This is a genomic window from Dehalobacter sp. DCA (assembly GCF_000305775.1).
GTDB classification, from domain to species: Bacteria; Bacillota; Desulfitobacteriia; order Desulfitobacteriales; family Syntrophobotulaceae; genus Dehalobacter; species Dehalobacter alkaniphilus.
On sequence record NC_018866.1, the window covers coordinates 2,794,622 to 2,814,008 of the forward strand.

The 19,387-nt window shown below is 44.4% G+C and carries 19 protein-coding genes; 9 read left to right on the forward strand and 10 right to left on the reverse strand.

The genetic code is table 11. The features are described 5' to 3' along the window. Positions 1–154 precede the first annotated feature (154 nt). From nifJ to DHBDCA_RS13455, 7 genes are all read right to left on the reverse strand, one after another. The gene (gene nifJ, locus DHBDCA_RS13425) at positions 155–3,706 is read right to left on the reverse strand and encodes a pyruvate:ferredoxin (flavodoxin) oxidoreductase (RefSeq protein ID WP_015044771.1); all 3,552 of its coding nucleotides are present in this window, start codon (positions 3,704–3,706) and stop codon (positions 155–157) included. Between the two features lie 263 nt (positions 3,707–3,969). After that, positions 3,970–4,530: a hypothetical protein gene (locus DHBDCA_RS13430; protein WP_015044772.1), complete on the reverse strand. Its 561-nt coding sequence runs from the start codon at positions 4,528–4,530 to the stop codon at positions 3,970–3,972. Between the two features lie 19 nt (positions 4,531–4,549). Then, a complete protein-coding gene (locus DHBDCA_RS13435; RefSeq protein WP_015044773.1) occupies positions 4,550–4,966 on the reverse strand; it encodes a hypothetical protein in 417 nt (138 codons plus the stop codon). A 134-nt stretch (positions 4,967–5,100) separates the two neighbouring features. Next, positions 5,101–6,507 (reverse strand): sensor histidine kinase, encoded by a 1,407-nt coding sequence (locus DHBDCA_RS13440; protein ID WP_015044774.1) that lies wholly within the window; start codon positions 6,505–6,507, stop codon positions 5,101–5,103. Continuing rightward, positions 6,500–7,204, reverse strand: coding sequence for a response regulator transcription factor (locus DHBDCA_RS13445; RefSeq protein ID WP_015044775.1), 705 nt, complete (start codon positions 7,202–7,204; stop codon positions 6,500–6,502). Before DHBDCA_RS13445 ends, DHBDCA_RS13440 begins: the two co-directional genes overlap by 8 nt. Before the next feature lie 190 nt (positions 7,205–7,394). Beyond that, the gene (gene rd / locus DHBDCA_RS13450; RefSeq protein ID WP_015044776.1) at positions 7,395–7,559 is read right to left on the reverse strand and encodes a rubredoxin; all 165 of its coding nucleotides are present in this window, start codon (positions 7,557–7,559) and stop codon (positions 7,395–7,397) included. 217 nt (positions 7,560–7,776) lie between these two features. Next, on the reverse strand, positions 7,777–8,508 hold the full coding sequence (locus tag DHBDCA_RS13455; protein WP_015044777.1) for a FadR/GntR family transcriptional regulator: 732 nt from the start codon (positions 8,506–8,508) through the stop codon (positions 7,777–7,779). 138 nt (positions 8,509–8,646) lie between these two features. Here DHBDCA_RS13455 and sleB point away from each other — a divergent pair, with 138 nt between their 5' ends. The 8 genes from sleB (at position 8,647) to DHBDCA_RS13490 (ending at position 15,357) form a co-directional block, all read left to right on the forward strand. Next, positions 8,647–9,342: a spore cortex-lytic enzyme gene (gene sleB, locus DHBDCA_RS13460; protein WP_015044778.1), complete on the forward strand. Its 696-nt coding sequence runs from the start codon at positions 8,647–8,649 to the stop codon at positions 9,340–9,342. Positions 9,343–9,352: 10 nt separating this feature from the next. Further along, complete coding sequence (locus DHBDCA_RS13465; RefSeq protein WP_015044779.1) at positions 9,353–10,720, forward strand: PepSY1/2 domain-containing protein; 1,368 nt, start codon at positions 9,353–9,355, stop codon at positions 10,718–10,720. 41 nt (positions 10,721–10,761) lie between these two features. Then, positions 10,762–10,899, forward strand: a complete 138-nt coding sequence (locus DHBDCA_RS15535; RefSeq protein WP_015044780.1) for a hypothetical protein — start codon at positions 10,762–10,764, stop codon at positions 10,897–10,899. Beyond that, complete coding sequence (locus tag DHBDCA_RS13470; protein WP_015044781.1) at positions 10,881–11,573, forward strand: Crp/Fnr family transcriptional regulator; 693 nt, start codon at positions 10,881–10,883, stop codon at positions 11,571–11,573. The genes DHBDCA_RS15535 and DHBDCA_RS13470 overlap by 19 nt, the downstream gene beginning before the upstream one ends. A gap of 37 nt (positions 11,574–11,610) precedes the next feature. After that, positions 11,611–11,868 carry a hypothetical protein gene (locus tag DHBDCA_RS13475; protein ID WP_015044782.1) on the forward strand — a complete coding sequence of 86 codons (258 nt, stop codon included), beginning with the start codon at positions 11,611–11,613 and terminating at the stop codon, positions 11,866–11,868. A 201-nt stretch (positions 11,869–12,069) separates the two neighbouring features. After that, entirely contained in the window at positions 12,070–12,366 is a 297-nt protein-coding gene (locus DHBDCA_RS13480) for a TerC family protein (RefSeq protein WP_256364970.1), read from the forward strand. Between the two features lie 134 nt (positions 12,367–12,500). Next, positions 12,501–13,658, forward strand: coding sequence for an ABC transporter substrate-binding protein (locus tag DHBDCA_RS13485; protein ID WP_015044784.1), 1,158 nt, complete (start codon positions 12,501–12,503; stop codon positions 13,656–13,658). A 283-nt stretch (positions 13,659–13,941) separates the two neighbouring features. Further along, positions 13,942–15,357: a DEAD/DEAH box helicase gene (locus tag DHBDCA_RS13490; protein ID WP_015044785.1), complete on the forward strand. Its 1,416-nt coding sequence runs from the start codon at positions 13,942–13,944 to the stop codon at positions 15,355–15,357. A gap of 123 nt (positions 15,358–15,480) precedes the next feature. Here DHBDCA_RS13490 and DHBDCA_RS13495 read toward each other — a convergent pair whose 3' ends face one another. The 3 genes from DHBDCA_RS13495 to modA form a co-directional block, all read right to left on the reverse strand. Further along, complete coding sequence (locus DHBDCA_RS13495; RefSeq protein ID WP_015044786.1) at positions 15,481–16,146, reverse strand: ATP-binding cassette domain-containing protein; 666 nt, start codon at positions 16,144–16,146, stop codon at positions 15,481–15,483. Positions 16,147–16,148: 2 nt separating this feature from the next. Next, complete coding sequence (modB, locus tag DHBDCA_RS13500) at positions 16,149–16,841, reverse strand: molybdate ABC transporter permease subunit (protein ID WP_015044787.1); 693 nt, start codon at positions 16,839–16,841, stop codon at positions 16,149–16,151. 271 nt (positions 16,842–17,112) lie between these two features. Further along, positions 17,113–17,919 (reverse strand): molybdate ABC transporter substrate-binding protein, encoded by an 807-nt coding sequence (gene modA, locus DHBDCA_RS13505; RefSeq protein WP_015044788.1) that lies wholly within the window; start codon positions 17,917–17,919, stop codon positions 17,113–17,115. Between the two features lie 361 nt (positions 17,920–18,280). Here modA and DHBDCA_RS13510 point away from each other — a divergent pair, with 361 nt between their 5' ends. Beyond that, the gene (locus DHBDCA_RS13510; RefSeq protein WP_015044789.1) at positions 18,281–19,234 is read left to right on the forward strand and encodes a helix-turn-helix transcriptional regulator; all 954 of its coding nucleotides are present in this window, start codon (positions 18,281–18,283) and stop codon (positions 19,232–19,234) included. Positions 19,235–19,387 lie beyond the last annotated feature (153 nt).

Genomic DNA, 19,387 nt, shown 5'->3' on the forward strand with positions numbered 1-19,387 from the left:
ATAACCAAGAATTCCCGAGCGCTTGGGAATTCTCCGGTTATAGAAATATTTCGTATCGAAGATTTACGCCGGAAGGTTTGACAACCTATATCCTGCGGTGTAAACGTACCTATTTTCAAGCTTTAGGCACCAATTTGGGCCGGATAATTGTATGTTAGGATTGGGAGGTTGCCATCTTCCTGTAGCTCTCATAACGTTCAGCAGCATGTTGTTCCGCCAAGCTAAACATGTCTTCGGCAATCTCAGGGAAAACGTTTTTCAAAGAAGCATAACGGATCTCGCTTTCCAAGAATTCTTTAAAGTTTCCTTTGGGTTCTTTGGAATCGAGGATAAACGGATTTTTACCCTGCTGCTTAAGATCCGGATTGTACCTGTAAAGATGCCAGTATCCTGCTTCTACTGCTTTTTTTTGCTGAGCAAGGCTCATTCCCATTCCGTTCTTAAGGCCATGATTGAAGCAGGTGGAATAGGCAATGATCAGGGACGGTCCGTGATATCTTTCAGCCTCTGTAATCGCCTTGATCGTCTGAATCATATTCGCGCCCATTGCAATCTGAGCGACGTAAACATAGCCATAGGACATCGCCATCATGCCAAGATCCTTTTTCCGGATCTTTTTGCCTGCGGCGGCAAACTTGGCAATCGCGGCCGTCGGGGTCGCTTTGGAGGACTGCCCGCCTGTATTGGAATAGACCTCCGTATCCATAACCAACAGATTTACATCGTCCCCACTGGCCAGGACATGATCAACACCGTTATAGCCGATATCATACGCCCAGCCGTCCCCGCCGATTGCCCATACCGAGCGTTTGACGAGATAGTCCTTTCTCTTCAATATTTCACTGATGACCGGATGACTCGGTGTAGCATTGCTGTTCAATGCCTGAAGCACTTTGACGGAGACAGCCAGCGACCTTTCTCCGTCATGGTACGCATCGAGCCATTCTCTGAAAGCAGTCTTGATTTCTTCGGACAGTTCCATTGTCAGGGCTTCCTGCATCAGGGCGGAAATTCTTTCTCTGATCTGCAAAGCGCCGAGGTACATGCCGTATCCGTACTCCGCGTTATTTTCAAAAAGTGAATTGGCCCAAGCCGGTCCTCTGCCCTCGGCATTGGTCGTATATGGAATGGAAGGGTAACTTCCTCCCCAGATCGAGGAACAGCCTGTCGCATTCGCAATCATCATACGTTCACCGAAGAGCTGCGTCAGCAGTTTGACATATGACGTTTCCCCGCAGCCCGGGCAGGCACCGTTAAACTCCAGAAGTGGACGGATAAACTGGCTTCCTTTTAAGGTATTGCGGTCCATACGGTCTTCCTTGGTCCGAATGGATAACGCATATTCCCAGTTTTCCGCTTCCATTTCGATTTCGTGTTCGGCTGGTTTCATGATTAATGCTTTTCCTGGAGCAGGACAAATGTCGGCACAGTTCATACAGCCTGTACAATCCAGAGGGGCAATCTGTATACGGTAATGCAGACCCTCCAGTCCTTTTCCGGAAGCTTCCTTCGTTATAAACGTCTCCGGTGCCTGGGCTTTTTCCTGATCATCCAATAAAAAGGGTCTGACCGTCGCATGCGGACAAATATAGGCGCACTGATTGCACTGAATACATTTATCTATCTGCCATTCTGGAATTTGGACTGCAATACCGCGCTTTTCATAGGCTGTTGTCCCGAGAGGCGTGCTCCCGTCCTCCATCCCCAAAAAGGTACTGACAGGAAGCTCATCTCCCTCAGAGCGCGCAATCGGCCGCTGAATTTTCTTGATAAATTCGGGTTCTTCTTTGAGCTCCGTTTTTTGATCCTGGGCACTCTCCCAGGAAGCAGGCGCCTCAATACGGATAAGCCGGCTGATGCTTTGATCTACGGCGGCTTTGTTCATTTCAACGATCTTCTGCCCTTTCCGGCCGTAGGTTTTTTCGATCGAATTTTTCAGATACCGGACGGCATCTTCAATCGGTATGACATTCGCCAGCTTAAAGAATGCGGCCTGCATCACCATATTGATCCGTCCGCCCAGGCCAATCTGCGAAGCAATATCAATTGCGTCTATGACATAGAAATGGATGTTGTTTTGAAAGATCGTTTTCTTCAGGTATGCTGGAAGATGCTCTTCAAGTTCATGAAGGCTCCTCCACGGGCAATTCAAAACAAAAGTGCCATTTTTTTTGATTCCTTTCAGGAGGTCATAATGGTAAATGAACGATTGATTATGGCACGCAATGTAATCCGCGCTGAAGACCAAATAGCGGGACTTAATTGGACTTCTGCCGAATCTGAGGTGGGAAACCGTTGTCCCTCCTGATTTTTTGCTGTCATAGGAAAAATAGGCCTGGACATAAAGGTCAGTATTGTCCCCGATAATCTTTACGGCTGATTTGTTTGCTCCGACAGTCCCGTCGGAACCCAGCCCCCAAAACTTGCAGCTAATAGTCCCTTCCGGAGTCGCATCCATCCATTCACCATCCGGCAAAGAAGTATCGGAGACATCATCCGCAATCCCAATTGTAAAATGATTCTTTGGTTTGTCCTGTTTCAGGTTTTGATATACCGCCAGAATCTGAGACGGCGTTGTATCTTTGGACCCCAGTCCGTACCTCCCCCCCACGATAATCGGCTGATGGGCTGCTTGTTCTGAAGTCCTATCCGAGGTGTGCCTGAATAATTCCAGAATATCAAGGTAGAGTGGTTCGCCTAAAGCTCCCGGCTCCTTGGTACGGTCCAAAACTGCAATTTTTTTAACGGAAGCGGGCAGCACATCAAAGAAATATTTTGCCGAGAATGGCCTGTAAAGATGAACAATCACCATCCCGACCTTTTCGCCTCTCTTCTGCAGAACATCAATTGTCTCTTCAACGGTGTCGCAGACTGACCCCATCGTCACAATGATGTTCTCGGCATCAGGTACTCCGTAATAATTAAACGGATGATAGGCCCGTCCCGAAATTCTTTCTATTTCCCGCAGGTAGCCTTCCACAATATCTGGAACCTTTTCATAAAACGGATTGGAAACTTCTCTGAACTGAAAATAGACATCCGGATTCTGCGTAGATCCTTTTACCACAGGATGTTCAGGATTTAAGGAATGATCTCTGAAATTCTGGAGTGCCTGATCGTCTACAATTTCCCGGATCTCCGCCTGTTCGATCAAGTTAATTTTTTGATATTCATGCGAAGTACGAAATCCGTCAAAAAAATGCAGAAACGGGATTCTGGATTGGATAGCGCTCAGATGAGCAACATATCCAAAATCATGTGCTTCCTGGACGTTGGTTGATGCCAACAGCGCAAAACCAGTCTGCCGGCAGGCCATGACATCCTGATGATCGCCAAAGATGGACAGTGCATGGGTCGCCAACGCTCTCGCGCTGACATGAAATACGGCCGGCAATAGTTCCCCGGCAAGCTTGTACATATTCGGTATCATCAGCAGCAGACCCTGAGAAGCGGTGTAAGTGGTTGTCAACGCTCCCGAAGCAAGCGATCCGTGAAGGGCTCCCACAGCACCTGCCTCGGATTCCATCTCCACCACTTTTACAGGCTGACCGAAAATATTCTTTTTACCGTGCGCCGACCATTCATCAACACCTTCGGCCATCGGAGATGACGGAGTGATCGGAAAGATGGTGGCAACCTCAGTCAGGGCATAGGACGCCAGTGCTGCAGCTTCATTGCCATCCATCGTGGCCGTTTTCATTGGCATCAAAAAACCTCCTTTTAGCTTAAGCTTGATCCATATTTGTGATCTGTTATTAAATTGATGATCCAGTACCTCGTCAACTCGGTACTAAGCTTTATAATCTATATTATTGATACTTTCCAGCGAAAAATGCACAGAAGTGCAAACCAGTCAACTTTGCAAAAAATTACAAAAAAAACACTGCCAATAGTGCGTTACTATTAGCAGCTCTCAAAGGCTTATAGTTAATCATTTTTGATCTTTCATCGGACATTTACTGAGAATGTCTAATCCAGAAAATCCTCTAAATCTTCAATCGTCGCTTTCAGCGCCGTAATCCTTTGTTCCTGTACCATAATAATATTATGCAGCGTTATTTTGGCCTGAGCAATATCCAGTTCTTTTTTTGTCTTTCTGAGATCAACGACTTGCTGCTGAACGTCGCCCAACTGGCCTTCTATCTCAGTTTTATCTTCCTTGAGCGTCTGCAAAAAGTTCTTCAGCGGAGCAAGCAGGGCTTCCATCTGTTCATCGGTCAGATTCTCATTCTGTTGTCTAAGATCATTAATCTTGGCAACTGCATTACTGCGAAGCTGAATCAATTGATTGCGCAAATGAATCGTCTCTGTTTTATTGGCACGGATTTCATCAAATAAGGGCTTGAGTTCCTTCTGCCATTGCTGGACAGTAATACCCTTAGCTTCAGTATTCATCTGTTTGTTGCTTTGGGAATTCTGTTTACTTGATGTGCCATCCGCTGTTTTGTCTGTCTTGGCAAAAACCAGCGCACTGTTAAGGATTAAGCAAACACTCATAACAGCCAGCAGCACAACTTTTATTCTTTTCATATGCTTCCTCCCCACAATGTTATTTCAGATCATTTTCTTCAATATCATCCATCGCATTCACAGTGTTGATGATTTCATCAAGCTCTCTGGAAATCTCGTCCAATACAGCTTCTTTTTCTTCATCTGCCGACCGTGTGCCTGATTTTGCCACCACCGAAATTTCTTGATTATCGGATTCCTTGTTTTCTTTCCTGTCTGTCTTCGTTCCGTCTATCCCCGCTCCGTCTGTCCCCGTTCTGTCTGTCCCCGCTCCATCGATTCCTGCTCCATCACTTTGCACCTGATCGTCTTTGTTCGCGGATTGCTGGTCTTCAGTCTGAACACCGTTTCGCGGCACTTCGGAATTCTTCGATTGATCCGTTTGGCCCGAGCAGCCGCTCAGCGTGACAAAGAAGGAAAGAATTAGGAATGTCGTTAAGAACACTCTACCTTTCATCACTACCCTCCTGGTACTTCAGGCAGGCAGACCATCGGTCTACAGCCTTATTTTAAAGAAAAAATATCAAAGCAAAACAGATGAGTTGTAAATAATACGTAAAATTATGACTGTACTTTTTAAAATTCTAGGTATTAGCCAGGGAAAAAAATCACAATCTCCGTTCCCTGCCCATAGGTGCTGGAAGCGCTAATTCTGCCGCCGTGCTGCTCAACCAGCATCTTGGTGATGTTAAGACCAAGACCGGTTCCGCCTTCCACCTCCTGCCGGGATTTATCTGCCCGGTAGAATTTCTCAAAAATAAATGGCAGATCCTGTGGTGCGATTCCCTTCCCGTTATCCTGAACACTCAATTTGATCCCGCCGTCTTCCGGCGTTATAGTCAGTTTGATTTTTCCGTTCTTTCCGGTATATTTCAGCGCATTATCCAGGATATTGATCAGGATCTGTTTAAAACGATACTGATCCGCGTATAATTCCAGTCCGTCCGGACAATCCATCATCAGCTCTATATTTTTAGGATTTTCCCTCATCCCTGTGCTTTCCAGAATCTCCTCCAGGGTATTCCCGACCAGGAAATACTTCCTGGCGAGTGTAATCTCCCCTGACTGAATTTTCGCTGATTCTAGGATTTCACCTGTCAGCCCCATTAAACGGTTTGTTTCCGTTTTAATAATATTCAAATACTTTGGATAGTCCTGAGGTTTTACCAATCCATCCAGCATTCCCTGGACAAAACCGTTGATCGATGTCAGCGGAGTTCTCAGATCGTGAGACACACTTGCCATAAAATCACGCCGCATATTTTCGGCCGTACTGATTTGGTTTTTCATATTATTGAAGGCTTTTGCCATCTTTTCCAGCTCATCACCTGAATGAACTGCCAAATCATTGATCTGCTCTCCGGCGGCCAGCTGTATCGCTCCCTCTTCCATGATTTTCAACGGCTTGGTAATTTTAAGGGCTGCCAGATAAATCATGATACCGCTTAAGATAACTGCCGCCAGCGCAGAACACCATATGATCATATTGATCTTTTGAATATAAGCGTAGATTTCGTCAAGCGGAGCAAAAAACAAAATAGCTCCTTCAATCATATTATCCTGGCCGTAGGGGACCCCTAAAAAGGCTACATCTGCGGCAAACCTGTCCGAGTATTGCTTTTTCCGGGAAACTTCCTTGCCCTGCAGGATGCTTTTTAAATCTTCAAACAGGTACGCATCCAGCAGTTCCTTATCCAGTACCAGATTCTTATTCGCAAGAACCTCCGGATTCAGCCGGATTGCATAAATCCGTGAACCCGTCATCGAACCCAGGATATCCAGCGAATCATTTAGTTCCGAATAGGTTATTTCGGCCTGTTCATACTTCCCGAGCAGCAGAACCGTTTCGGCTGCCGCGGCACGCATTTCTTGCTGCTTTTCCCCGAATACATAGTTGTTAAACGCATAGGAGAGAAGAACGGCAATGACAGCCATCACCGCAATGATCAAGATCAGATAGGTAAAAAACAGTTTTGAGAAAATTGTTTTCTTAACCATCAATCTCCAGCTTGTATCCTACTCCCCAGACGGTACTGATCCGGCAGTTAGAACAAACACCCTCCAGTTTTTCTCTCAGTTTGTTGATATGAACATCAACAGTCCGGGTATCTCCTTCATATGAGTAGCCCCATACTTTTTCCAGTAGCTGATCTCTGGTAAAAACCATATTTCTGTTCTTGAGAAGGAAATACAGCAGCTGGATCTCTTTCGGCTTCAGTTCTATTTTTTCGCCTTCCAGTCTGGCCTCGTAACGGTTCATATCCACCTGGATATTTCCGATATTCAGAACATTGGTTTCGGCTTGTTGATCTGCTCTATCCTTCGTTTCATTTCCTTGAACGTTTTTTAGTCTGGCTTTGACCCTGGCCACTAGTTCTCTCGGTTCAAAAGGCTTCACAATATAATCATCGACACCAAGTTCAAACCCCTGAATCTTATCTTCCATCAAATCACAGGCAGTCAGCATAATGATCGGAACAGAGCTGATCTGCCTGATCATTTTACAGACTTCCCACCCGTTAATGACCGGCAGCATGATATCGAGAATCACTAAATCTGTTTTTTCTGTTCGCAGGACATCGAGCGCACTGCTTCCATCATGAACCATATAAAGCTGGTATCCCTCATTCAAAAGATAAAGTTCTAACAGCTGGCAGATATTGTGATCATCATCAACGACAAGTATGCTTGTCATCCATCGTTCACCCCCACACTTCAGAAAGAAAAAATAAATTGCCAATAGACCAGACAACTATACCTGATGCTATTATATCAGTTTTTTTCCAATTCTGTCATGGTTTTTCAAATGAAAAGAGGATGCCGAATAACATCCTCTCTGGTCAGTCTTTATTTAAAATCAAAGTGAAAAAATAATCGCAATTCTTCTATTCAACAGCAACTTCGAATTCGTCTTTAGCAGCCCCACACAAAGGACAAACCCAGTCATCGGGTAAATCTTCAAAAGCCGTACCGGGAGCAATCCTAGCATCCGGATCTCCTTCAGCCGGATCATAAACATAACCGCATACTGTACATTCGTACTTTTGCATTTAAAGCGCCTCCTTTGTCAATTTTTTTCATTATAACCGGAGGTTTTCTTGAAAACAAGGGGCTTTCAACTAAAATGTTTACTGAATTTTCGCGGTTATTCCTGCACTCTCTTAGCTGCGCAGCGGTCCATAAATCCTGAACGATTTGCGAATACTCTTTATCCAGCTTGTAAAACAGCAGCACTACAATCAGGAAATAGATGCATACCGGGCATACTTAATACTCCAGGATATTCCTAATTCTTTCAAATCTTTTCAGTTCCTGTTGGGTTTTGGAAAGATGGGCATTCATCAGCCGGTTAGCTGATTCGTTATCCTTATTCTCCACAGCCTGAAAGATCTCCAGATGTTCCTGATAAAGCATCTGTCTGTTTTCAAAATAATAGGTCCGCACCCACTGCTGATACGTCGATCGCAAAACCTGACCGGATATATCCAGAGCGGTATTAACCATTCGTTCCAGAAGCGGGTTTTTGCACATCCCAGCTAAAGCAAGATGAAAAGAGACATCATCCTTCTGGACATTTTTGCCCTCCGGCAGATCCTGTTTCATCTTTTCAAACAGCTTGTGCATGGCGGCAATATCGTCGTTATCCCTGTTTCGGGCAACAAGATCAACGGCTTGGGTCTCCAGAGCAATACAGACATCAATAATTTTTTCGAAATCATTTTCCAGCAGAAAAATAAAACTTAGAGGTTCAATCACTGCATTGGATGGAGAACGTTTGACAAAGATTCCCTCTCCCTGCCGGATATCGAGAATCCCTGTCAGGCTCAGCGCTGATAATGCCTCCCTGACCGAAGTTCTACTTACTTCAAACTTTTCGGCAAGAATACTTTCTGTCGGTAGCTTATCACCCGGATTCAGCTGACCCTGAATCATAAAGTTTTTGATCTGTTCAAGAATAATCTCTGTAGTTCTCCTGCTCTTGATCGGCTTGATATCCATGCCCATACTCCCTCACAGGTATCCGACAAAATATAGTTATACGATTGTATTATAACATATGACTTCAAAATATGGGAAAGCGGATAATATTCGGTATCTTAAGCCAGACTATGGAAAAAAGAATCACGAGGTGGTTGTATGTCATTATCTCCCCATCCAACGTATAAAAGAATTCTAGTTGTAGTGATGGCCCTTATGCTGTGTGCATCCTCCTTGAGCAATGCTGCCTTGGGAGACCGCAATCTTTCACGCGGATCCCGCGGGCCGGAGGTAGCGGAACTCCAAAAAAGGCTGTCTATGCTGGGATATGTGATCGGTTCAATTGACGGAATCTATGGACGCCAAACCGAGGCCAGGGTCCGTTTGTTTCAAAAAGAACACGGACTAGGCGCAGATGGTATAGCCGGAACCAGAACTATACGCGAGCTCAAACGCTTGACCGGGGAAAGTGTGACAGTCGGCGGCACAGCGATTGGATATAAGAATTCGGATATTAATCTTTTAGCCCGTCTGGTCAGTGCCGAAGCTAAAGGAGAGCCCTATCGCGGGCAAATTGCCGTTGCCTCCGTTGTGTTAAACCGTGTTCAAAGTTCCTCATTTCCAAATACGATTCCAGATGTTATTTACCAACCCGGTGCTTTTTCTCCAGTGGCAGACGGGTCCATTTGGAATGAGCCTGTTCCTTCGGCCTATAACGCAGTATATGAAGCATTACACGGAACAGACCCTGCCTACGGAGCATTATTCTTTTTTAACCCTGCCAAAACCAGCAACAATTATATCTGGTCACGACCTCAAATTATTCAAATTGGCAAACACATCTTTTGTCGTTAGGAGGAAAAATATGAAGAAAAGATTTTGGCCGTGGGCTTTAGCTGCGGGACTCGCGCTCTCTCTGATCTGGGGGGTGAATCAATTTCAAAGAGCTGAAAGTTTGGACCTCGCCGCCGAGAACCAATATCAAAGATCTTTTGCCGACCTGGTGACTCACCTTGACGGTTTAGAAACTACTCTGGCCAAAAGCAGGGCTGCAGGGACCCCGACCCAGCAGGTATTATATTTAAGCCAATCCTGGCAGCAGAGTGAAACGTCCGTGAAGGATCTCTCTCTGCTGCCGTCAGATGAATACGGGTTAAATTATGTCGATCAGTTTCTGAATCAAATTGGCGAATATGCCCATCTGATGACGCAGCAGATTGCCAAAGGGGAGCAGATGAATGCTTCCCAGGAAAAAACGCTGACCAATATGCAGGAAAGGCTTATTTCTGTTAACCGGACCGTTCAAGAACTCAATGTCAGTCTTAGTACAGAAAGTATTTCCTGGCTCAGTAAAAATAAGCGGAGTGCTTCAACTAATTTTTCCAATGCTGCTCCTGCCTCAGCCATTGGAGAAGAAGGTGCTGCTACAGTCCCTGACTCAGTCAGCTCTGGGCTTGAGCAGCTTGATGCCAGCTTGCAGAAATACCCCCCATATTCTTATGAGGGTCAGGCGGATACGCATTTTGTGTCGGAACCGCTTGGCCTTCCTGAAAAGACTGTAACAGAGAAGGAAGCAAAAGCTGCAGCCACTGATTTTTTGCAGACCCTTGGCTATACGAACGTTGATCCGCAGTCTTCCGGCATCTCCAACGGTACTTTCAGCGTTTATGTTTTCAAATTTAGCAGCACCACGGTCGACGTGGCTAAAAAAGGCGGCGTAATCACGTACTTCCGGGATGAAAGAGCGCTTGGTCTGCAGCGATTTGATGCAGACAATACAGCATCTCGGGCCTTGAAAACTTTACAAAATCTTGGATGGAAGAATCTTGTTCAGACTTCAGTCAATGATTTTGGCGGAACGATACAGCTGGACGCAGTCGTTGAAGAACAAGGCATTCGAATCTATCCTGATAAAATCCGGCTGATTGTTGCCAAAGATAACGGCAGAATAACAGGTTATGATGCAACATCGTACTGGCTGTTTCACCATAAACGCACGCTTCTGCCTGAAATCACAATAGATCAGGCCAAATCTCGTCTCCGTTCTGACGTCTCCATCCAGGAGTACAGGCCGGTCGTCATATCCCTTCCCGGCTGGCCCGAAGCTTTCTGTTATGAATTCCGGGTAAAAAAAGGCGGGGAGGAATTCATGATCTATATCAATGCGGTCAGTGGGTACGAGGAAAAAATCCAGCGGGTTATCCAAACTCCACGAGGAGAATATCTGGAGTAAGGTAAATCACTGGAAATACACCGCCAAAAAGGTTATAATTCTTGTATAAAAAAATGCGCAAACCGGCAGCCCAAAGCAAAGAATCCGCCGGTATGGTCACAGAAATCCTGACAAAAATGAAAGATGCGCTACAGGATATCGATTCAGAGGTGTGTGGGACATGTATGAAAAATGGCTGAAGCCGTTGAGCAGCTGTGCGCTGTTTGACAAGATTGAACCCAGCGAAATTCTTGGTATTCTTCATTGTATGAATATAAAAATTTATGATTATAAAAAGAATGAATGCCTGACCTTAGCTGGGGAAACGCTCTCCAAAATTGGTGTAGTTTTGAGCGGGAATGTTTCCTCCACCAAAGAAACGGTTTCCGGGAACAGGGTTTTAATCAGTGTTCTTGGCCCCGGAGAAATGTTCGGAGAAATGGCCGCCTATTCCGTTACAAAGTCCTGGCCGGTCACAGTCATCGCCCAATCGAGCTGTACGGTGATGTTTTTTCCTCAGGACAAAATTGTCGGCTGCTGTGAGAAAGTATGCATCAGCCATAAGAAATTGATCATGAATATGCTGAAGGTCTTATCGAACAGGGCATTAATGCTCAATAAAAAGGTAGAGTACCTTTCAATCAAGAGTCTCCGGGGCAAGGTCAGCACCTATTTACTTGACGAGTACGAGAAGACCGGCAATCATACCTTTCAATTAAACCTCAACCGGAATGATTTGGCCGATTTCATTAACGTCTCCCGCCCTTCCCTTTCCCGTGAACTCTGCAAAATGAGAGACGAAGGAATGATCGATTTCCACAGTACAACGGTTAAAATAAAAGATTATGAGGTTTTAAAAAAATTTAGCGAATGAAGTTGTTGATTTAAACGATACCTGAAGGAGTGTTGTAATGACGAAGGACACCTTTGCAAGAACATTTGGCTTCGAGGATTATGGCCATATGCTTGCAAGTACAACGACTGTCTTTAAGGACAACGATACTGATACTTGCTGGAATATCACCAAACTCTCGCAGGATAAATTTCTTACCTGGGATGATGCTGAAATCGGGGACGACCGGGTTGAAGTATTCTTGACAGAAAATGAAGCCCAGGCTTATCTGAAACAGCTAAGAGACAATCAAAATATTCTTGCGAATTTTGAGTAGCTTTGCTATAATAGCTTTGTTATAGGGAGTAGCTTAATACTCAAGACCGTCATTACGGACAGATGATGTCCCGGTCCTGAGGCAACTTAGTTGTTAGCGAGACTTTAACTTTGGTTAAAGTCTCTTTTTATTTTGCTTTTAAGGTTAACGAAATTGATCCCCGTGATTTTAAAGGAATTAAATAAACTAAATTGAAAGACAATTGCTGGAGCTTCTCATGGAAGCTATATCATGGTCGTACTTGGCTTAATGATCAGCATACCCATTATGGTATTCGGCAGTAAGTTAATTATTAAGCTGATGGACCGTTTTCCGTTTATTATTAGTCTGGGTGCAGCCATTATTGCTTTTACTGCAGGGAAAATGATTACCAGTGAGCCTTTGCTTGCAAGCTTTTTAAGCGATCCAGTACTTAAATATAGTTTGATTGCTTTGGTTACTGCCGGAGTTTTGCTGATTGGACAATGGAAGAAACAAAAAACCTGCTCGGCAAAGTAATAGCTTAAATTTTGCTTGTGCGCTGAGGAACATCGTAAAAAGCAAACTTCATTGTTAAAATGATTCTCTTATTGACACTTTCCTCGATAAACTATACGATTAAAATGGTTGGAAACGTAGGAGGATCAGAAGATATGAAATTTAAACAAATCTGTTCTGCCACCTTGATTACAGGACTATGTCTGATGCTTGTATCCGGCTGCAATGCCCAAAAAACAGCAACAATAAAAATCGGCGGCAATTTTGAATTAACCGGGGAAATTGCCGAGTTTGGAATCATGGGTGAAAACGGGGCGAAGCTCGCAATCAAAGAAGCGAATGAAAATGGCGGTGTACTTAAACGTCAAATTGAATACATCAGTACCGACAATCAGTCCAATGCTGCCGAATCAACCGCAGCGACCACCAAACTGGTTACACAGGATAAAGTCATTGCGATCATCGGTCCGATGACGAATGCGAATACGCTTGCAGCAATCCCTGTTGCGTCCGCCAACAATGTGCTGCTGATTACGCCGACCAGCACAGACGAAAGCATTACCGTTGGCGATGAAGGGCTGAACAAATGGGTATTCCGGAGCTGCTTTATCAACACTTTCCAGGGGGAAATCGCTGCATCCTATGTGCTGAACACACTGAATGCGTCCAAAGCCACACTGATTATTGATCAGAACGGCACCTATGCCAAGAGTCTGGCAGTAGGTTTTCAGGATACTTTTGAAAAAGCAGGCAAACAAATTGTCGCTTCCGAAGAATACACTTTCGGCCAGGATACAGATTTCCGGGTCATGCTTGCAGAAATTAAAGCTCAAGACCCTGATGTGATCTTTGTCCCCGGATGGGCCAATCAAGCCGGGGCCATTATAAAGCAGGCCCGTGAAATGGGACTTGACACGGTCTTCCTCGGCGGTGATGGCTGGGGAACAGGGCCGATTAGCGATATTGCCGGCAAAACCGCGCTGAACAACGCTTATTATGTAGATCAGGTCGCTTTGGATGATCCAGTCCTGGCAGACTTTGCAGCTGCTTACAAAAAGGAATACGGTCAGGATGCTGATATGTTTGCCGCACTTGGTTACGACGCTGCGAACATGATCATCACAGCCATTGAGCAGGCGAACAGCATGGATACGGAAAAGATCAGGGAAGCCCTCGAGAACCTGACAGATTTCCAAGGAATCACCGGTACAATCACCGTGAATTCTGCAACTCATAATCCTGAGAAAAGTGCTGCCATCTTGAAGTTTGTGGGAGGCCAAAAAGTATTTGCTGCTCGCGTGGATCTTCAATAAAGGAAATTTGTGAACGTAATTATAGATAGAGTAATGAACGAAAGTGGTTCTCTATTCTTTTATACTTCTATTTTTATGTAATTCTGTTTCCTATTTCTTTCAACAGTTGTATTTAACTTCCCTGTTTTTCAGTTATGTGTTAAAATGTTTAGATAGATTTGATTAGATATTATAACGATTGCTTTTTCATTTATTCTTTATTATTTATAAAAATGAATAAATGATATGAAGCAGTTTTTGTCATAATAAAATAGTAAACGCGATAAAAAGGAGAATCATTTACATGTCAAATTTCTTTGAAATAGGCCTTAGTAGTGTACTGACCCAAGCTATTTCTGAAATGGGCTTTGAAGAGACCACACCGATTCAGGAGAGAACGATTCCGCTTGTGCTGGAAGGCAAGGATATTATCGGGCAGGCTCAGACCGGAACTGGCAAGACAGCCGCTTTCGGAATTCCGATGATTGAGCGTATGAAACCTGACAGAGAAAGTATCAAAGCCCTTGTGGTCACACCAACCCGGGAACTGGCTATCCAGGTAGCTGAAGAACTGAACCGTATTGGTCAGTTTAAAGGTGTCCGGTCCCTGCCAATTTACGGCGGACAGGATATTGACCGGCAGATCCGGTCTCTGCGGAACCGGCCGCAGATTATTGTGGGGACTCCCGGACGGCTGATGGACCATATGAGAAGAAGAACCATCCGTCTTCAACAGGTTGAAACGGTCGTGCTTGATGAAGCAGACGAAATGCTCAGTATGGGTTTCGTGGAAGATATTGAAAATATTCTGAAGGAAGTTCCTGAACAAAGGCAGACACTGCTTTTCTCTGCAACGATGCCAAAATCGATTCTGGATCTGGCCCAGCGCTTTATGCAGAATCCGGAATATATCAGCATGAAAACCAAAGAGATCATAGTTCCTCAAATCGAACAGTGTTACGTGGAAGTCCAGGAAAAACAAAAGTTTGATGTACTCTGCCGCCTGCTGGATATTCAGTCTCCCGATCTGGCCATTGTCTTTGGACGGACAAAGCGGCGGGTCGATGAGCTGTTTGAGGCTTTAAGCAAAAGAGGTTATTCCGCCGAGGGAATCCACGGCGACCTGACCCAGGCCAGGCGCGATATGGTTATGCGTCATTTTAAAGAAGGTTTAACGGAGATTCTGGTTGCTACGGACGTTGCGGCCAGAGGTCTCGATATTAGCGGCGTGACGCACGTCTACAATTTTGACGTTCCCCAGGATCCAGAAAGTTATGTCCACAGAATCGGACGTACCGGCCGAGCCGGCAAAGGCGGACAGGCAATTACATTTGTTACTCCAAGAGAGATCGGCCATTTAAGACTGATTGAGCAGGTCGCCAAAAGAAGAATTACGCGCAAGCCCTTGCCAACCTTTAATGACGTACTGGTCGGTCAGCAGCGCCTGACCATGGATAAAATTCTTAAAGCGGCCGAGGACGAAGATATTTTACGCTACAAGGAAATGGCGGAAGAATTGTTGGAGGACAACGATTCCATCACTTTGTTATCCGCTGCACTGAAACTACTGACGAAGGAGCCAAGTACTGCTCCGATCGTGCTGACTGAGGAAGCGCCTTTGCGTAGTAGGCAGCCCCGCAGGTTTGATCAGCAGCAAGGATTCCACCGAAACCGCGATAACAGCAAATATCCTTCAAGGTTTCCGAAACGGAAATTCTAAACGAATATACCCATAAGATGGTTTACAATTTATAAACATTTTGGTAGCATTTAAAAAATCCTTTCCGTTTTTAGCGGGAAGGATTTTGCGATTTATTCAAAAAACAGGTGACAGGGTTAGCCTTTAATGTCTCCAAAGCTTTGTCTTCTCATTGGAAACGCTTTGGTCTCTATCCATGCGGATGATCTGATCCCCCAGCAGTTCTGCTTCAGCAAGATCATGAGTAACCAAAACAAAAGGAATTTTCCACTGTCTTTGGATTTTCTTTAGTTCCTGCTGCAGTCCGCTTCTCGTTTCCTGGTCAAGAGCTGACAAAGGCTCATCAAGCAGCATGATCTCAGGTTCAGTCATTAACGCCCTGGCCAAAGCGACCCGTTGCTTTTCTCCTCCCGAAATATGCTGCGGATAATGGTTCTGGAGGTGAAGAATACCAAACATCTCCATCATCTCCTCAGCCGCCCGCGGTTTGGCATGACGCTTTTCCTTGCTTACTCCGTACAAGATATTCCTTCTGACCGACATATGAGGAAACAAGGCATACTCCTGGAATACGTATCCCACCCTTCTCTCTTTTGAAGGACAATTAATTTTATTCTCCGAGAAGTAGACGATACGATCGTTGATTTGAATGATCCCCTGGGCAGGAGCTTTCAGTCCAGCCAGGCATTTTAAGATCGTCGTTTTTCCCGAGCCCGAGGGTCCAACAAGGACCAGTATTTCATTTTCAGCTTCTAATTCGGCCTTAAGCTCAAAATGGCGAAGCGTTAAACTGAATTTAGCCTTTAGCATACTTACTCACCCCCCTCTTCCTGAATAAATCCTTTTTGCTGCCTTTTTGACCAACGGTTCAGCCAAAAGATCACCAAAAAGCTGAATACCGTCATGATCACAACCAGGATCATCGCCGTTGCAGCATCCCCGCCTTCATTGGCCATATAAATCGCAATCGGCATGGTTTGCGTTCTGCCGGGAATATTGCCCGCGATCATTAGTGTGGCTCCGAATTCCCCAAGAGAACGCGCAAAGGATAGGATGAATCCCGAGACAATACCCGGCCAGGAAAGTGGGATCGTGATGGTAAGAAAAACGCGCAGTTCACCTGCACCCAAAGTACGGGCAGCATTCTCCAGCGTTTTGTCGACTCCTTCCATTGCCGCTTTGGCCGATTGATACATCATAGGAAATGACACCACAGCCGCAGCAATGACTGCTCCTGCCAGATTGAACACGACACTGACATGAAAAACACCGGTCAGAAATTGACCTAAAGGCCCATTCTTACCGAACAGCCAAAGCAGGATAAAGCCAACGACCGAAGGAGGAAGAACCAGCGGCAAAGTGACAAAAGCCTCTACCAGATCCTTCCCCGGAAAATTTCGTCTGGCCATGTGACCAGCTAAAGGGATCCCCAACAAGACAACAATGATAACTGCTGCCGTTGCAACTTTTAGGGATAAGATAATTGGTGTGTAGTCAAAGCCCATTAGCGTCTCTCCTGATCCGTACAGAAAAATATCCTAGTTACTGTAACTCTATCAAGCCAAAATATGAAATACATGACAGCAGATTTTAAGCAATACTGCGTTAACATACCGCTCCTTTACTGCTAAAAATCTGCTCGCCATAATTTGATAATTTGACATATTTATTTCGGGCAAGTATTATCATATCTATTATTTAGATATAAAACAACTAAATATCAACAACTAAATATTTATCATGCTATCAAATTCCATTGAATGTTGATGATTCTTCTTATTTGATTATTTTGAAACCGTATTTCACAAAAATTTGTTGAGCATTGTCACCGCTTAAGTAACTTAAAAAATCCTTCGCTTCAGTCAGATTTTTGGTATTGGCAATTACAGATGCAGGATAAACAATGGTACTATGGCTGTCAGTCGGTGCAATTGCAATGACTTTTACTTTATCAGATCCCTGAGCATCAGATTGATAGACGATACCAGCATCAACGTTCCCGCTTTCTACGTATGTCAGTACTTGTGTGACATCTTTGGCCAAAACCAATTTGGCTTGCAGCGTGCCCCATAATTTCATACTGGTTAAAGCTTCCTGGGCATATTTCCCTGCCGGCACACTGTCGGGAGTACCAATACTGATTTTACCTGCCTTGGCAAGATCCTGAAAACTGGTAAAACCTTTATTATCTTTCCCTGCAATCAGCACAAGATCGTTCCCAAGCAGGTCAATCCGGGTCCCTTCCGCTAAAAAATTCCCTTTTTCTAATGCATCCATTTGTTTTTTTCCTGCTGAAATAAATAAATCGGTCGGCGCGCCTTGCTCAATCTGCTGCTGCAAAGAACCAGATGAACCATAGTTAATCGTCAGATTAATCCCTGCGTTTTTCGCTTCGTACTGTGTTTCTATTTCCGTCATGGCATCTTTTAAACTGGCCGCTACTGATACAAGAATCTCTTTTTTCTCGACCGGAACCGTTTCTTTTTGTTCAGTACGATTTGTTGAACTACCCGAACTGCTGCAGCCAACAAGTACCAAACATGCAACCAAAACCATAATCAGAATTCCACCAAACTTTTTCATTGAATTTTTCTCCTAAAAATAAATAATATGTTGACTTTCCTATTATTATCCAAGATAAACAAACATAAGCCAAATTAAACTAACATAAATGATTATACAGTATATAATTCGGCCCTTCAATATTAATTTAAAACCAATATAGACCAATATAATTATTTAACATAACCTAACATCCCATTGCTTTCTGTCTTATGCTATTTATTATATTACGTTATAATGCGCCTAAATCTGTATAATAGGCGTAATTTTTTATCTACGCGACTGAACTCTTCCGTGTTTAGTTTAGTTTTGTTCTTTTATTTTGAGTACTGTTTTGTCCTGTGATATAATAAACAATATCATTAAATTGAGGTGACTGGCATTGCTCGAAAGCACTTCCTATACTCCTGAAGAAGTAGCCCAGAAACTTAAAATATCCAAGTATACCGTCTATGAATTGATCAAACGCGGGGATCTTGCTGCATACCGGGTTGGACGTAAGGTAAGAGTAGAGGACAAAGATATCGAAGCCTATATTCAGAAAAGCAAAGGTGCCTCAATGACGACCGACGTTTTTACTTATCCAGTCTTAGAGCGCTCTTCAGAACCCGGCCGCTCTCCGGATGTCTCTATATCGGATACGGTCGTTATTTGTGGCCAGGATATCATACTGGATATTCTAACCCGTCATCTTCTGAAACAATATCCGAATATCAAATTCTTAAGAAGCTATATCGGCAGCATTGATGGTCTGCTGGCACTCTACAGAGGTGAAGCTAACATTGTTACTGTCCATCTCTGGGACAGTGATGCCGATGATTATAATCTTCCTTATATCCGAAGACTTATGCCCGGACACCAAACAATCGTGATTAATCTGGTCTATCGCCAGGAAGGCTTTTATATTTCCCGCGGCAATCCTAAAGATATTACATCCTGGAAAGACCTGACCAGACCGGACGTCCGGTTTATTAACCGCGAACGCGGGTCGGGAGCCCGAGTCTTGCTTGATGAAAAATTGCGCATTGAGAGTATCCCACATCACTTGATCAATGGCTACTACGATGAAGAAATGAGCCATATGGCCGTGGCCAGCAACGTTGCGCGGGGAGAAGCCGATGTAGGGCTGGGCATTGAAAAAGCAGCTATGCAGGTGTCAGGTCTTGACTTTATTCCACTGAAAACGGAAAGATATGACCTCGTGATGCGCCAGGAAGACCTGAATAAACCGCATTTCCAGGCCCTGCTGGCTATTATCCGTTCTGAAGCCTACCGTAAGGAAGTCAAGGGATTAGGCGGCTATGATGTCTCGCGGATGGGCGAAATGATGGAGTAGTCAAAACATATAAACAAAGAAAAAAGACTTCCTGCTGCCTTTCGAAAGGCAGCAGGAAGTCTTTTTTCTTCAAAATTTACTAGTACCTTGTAACCCCTAAAATTGTAATATAATGGTGAGCAGATTTCTTTTAAGACAAGGCGGAGGATTGAG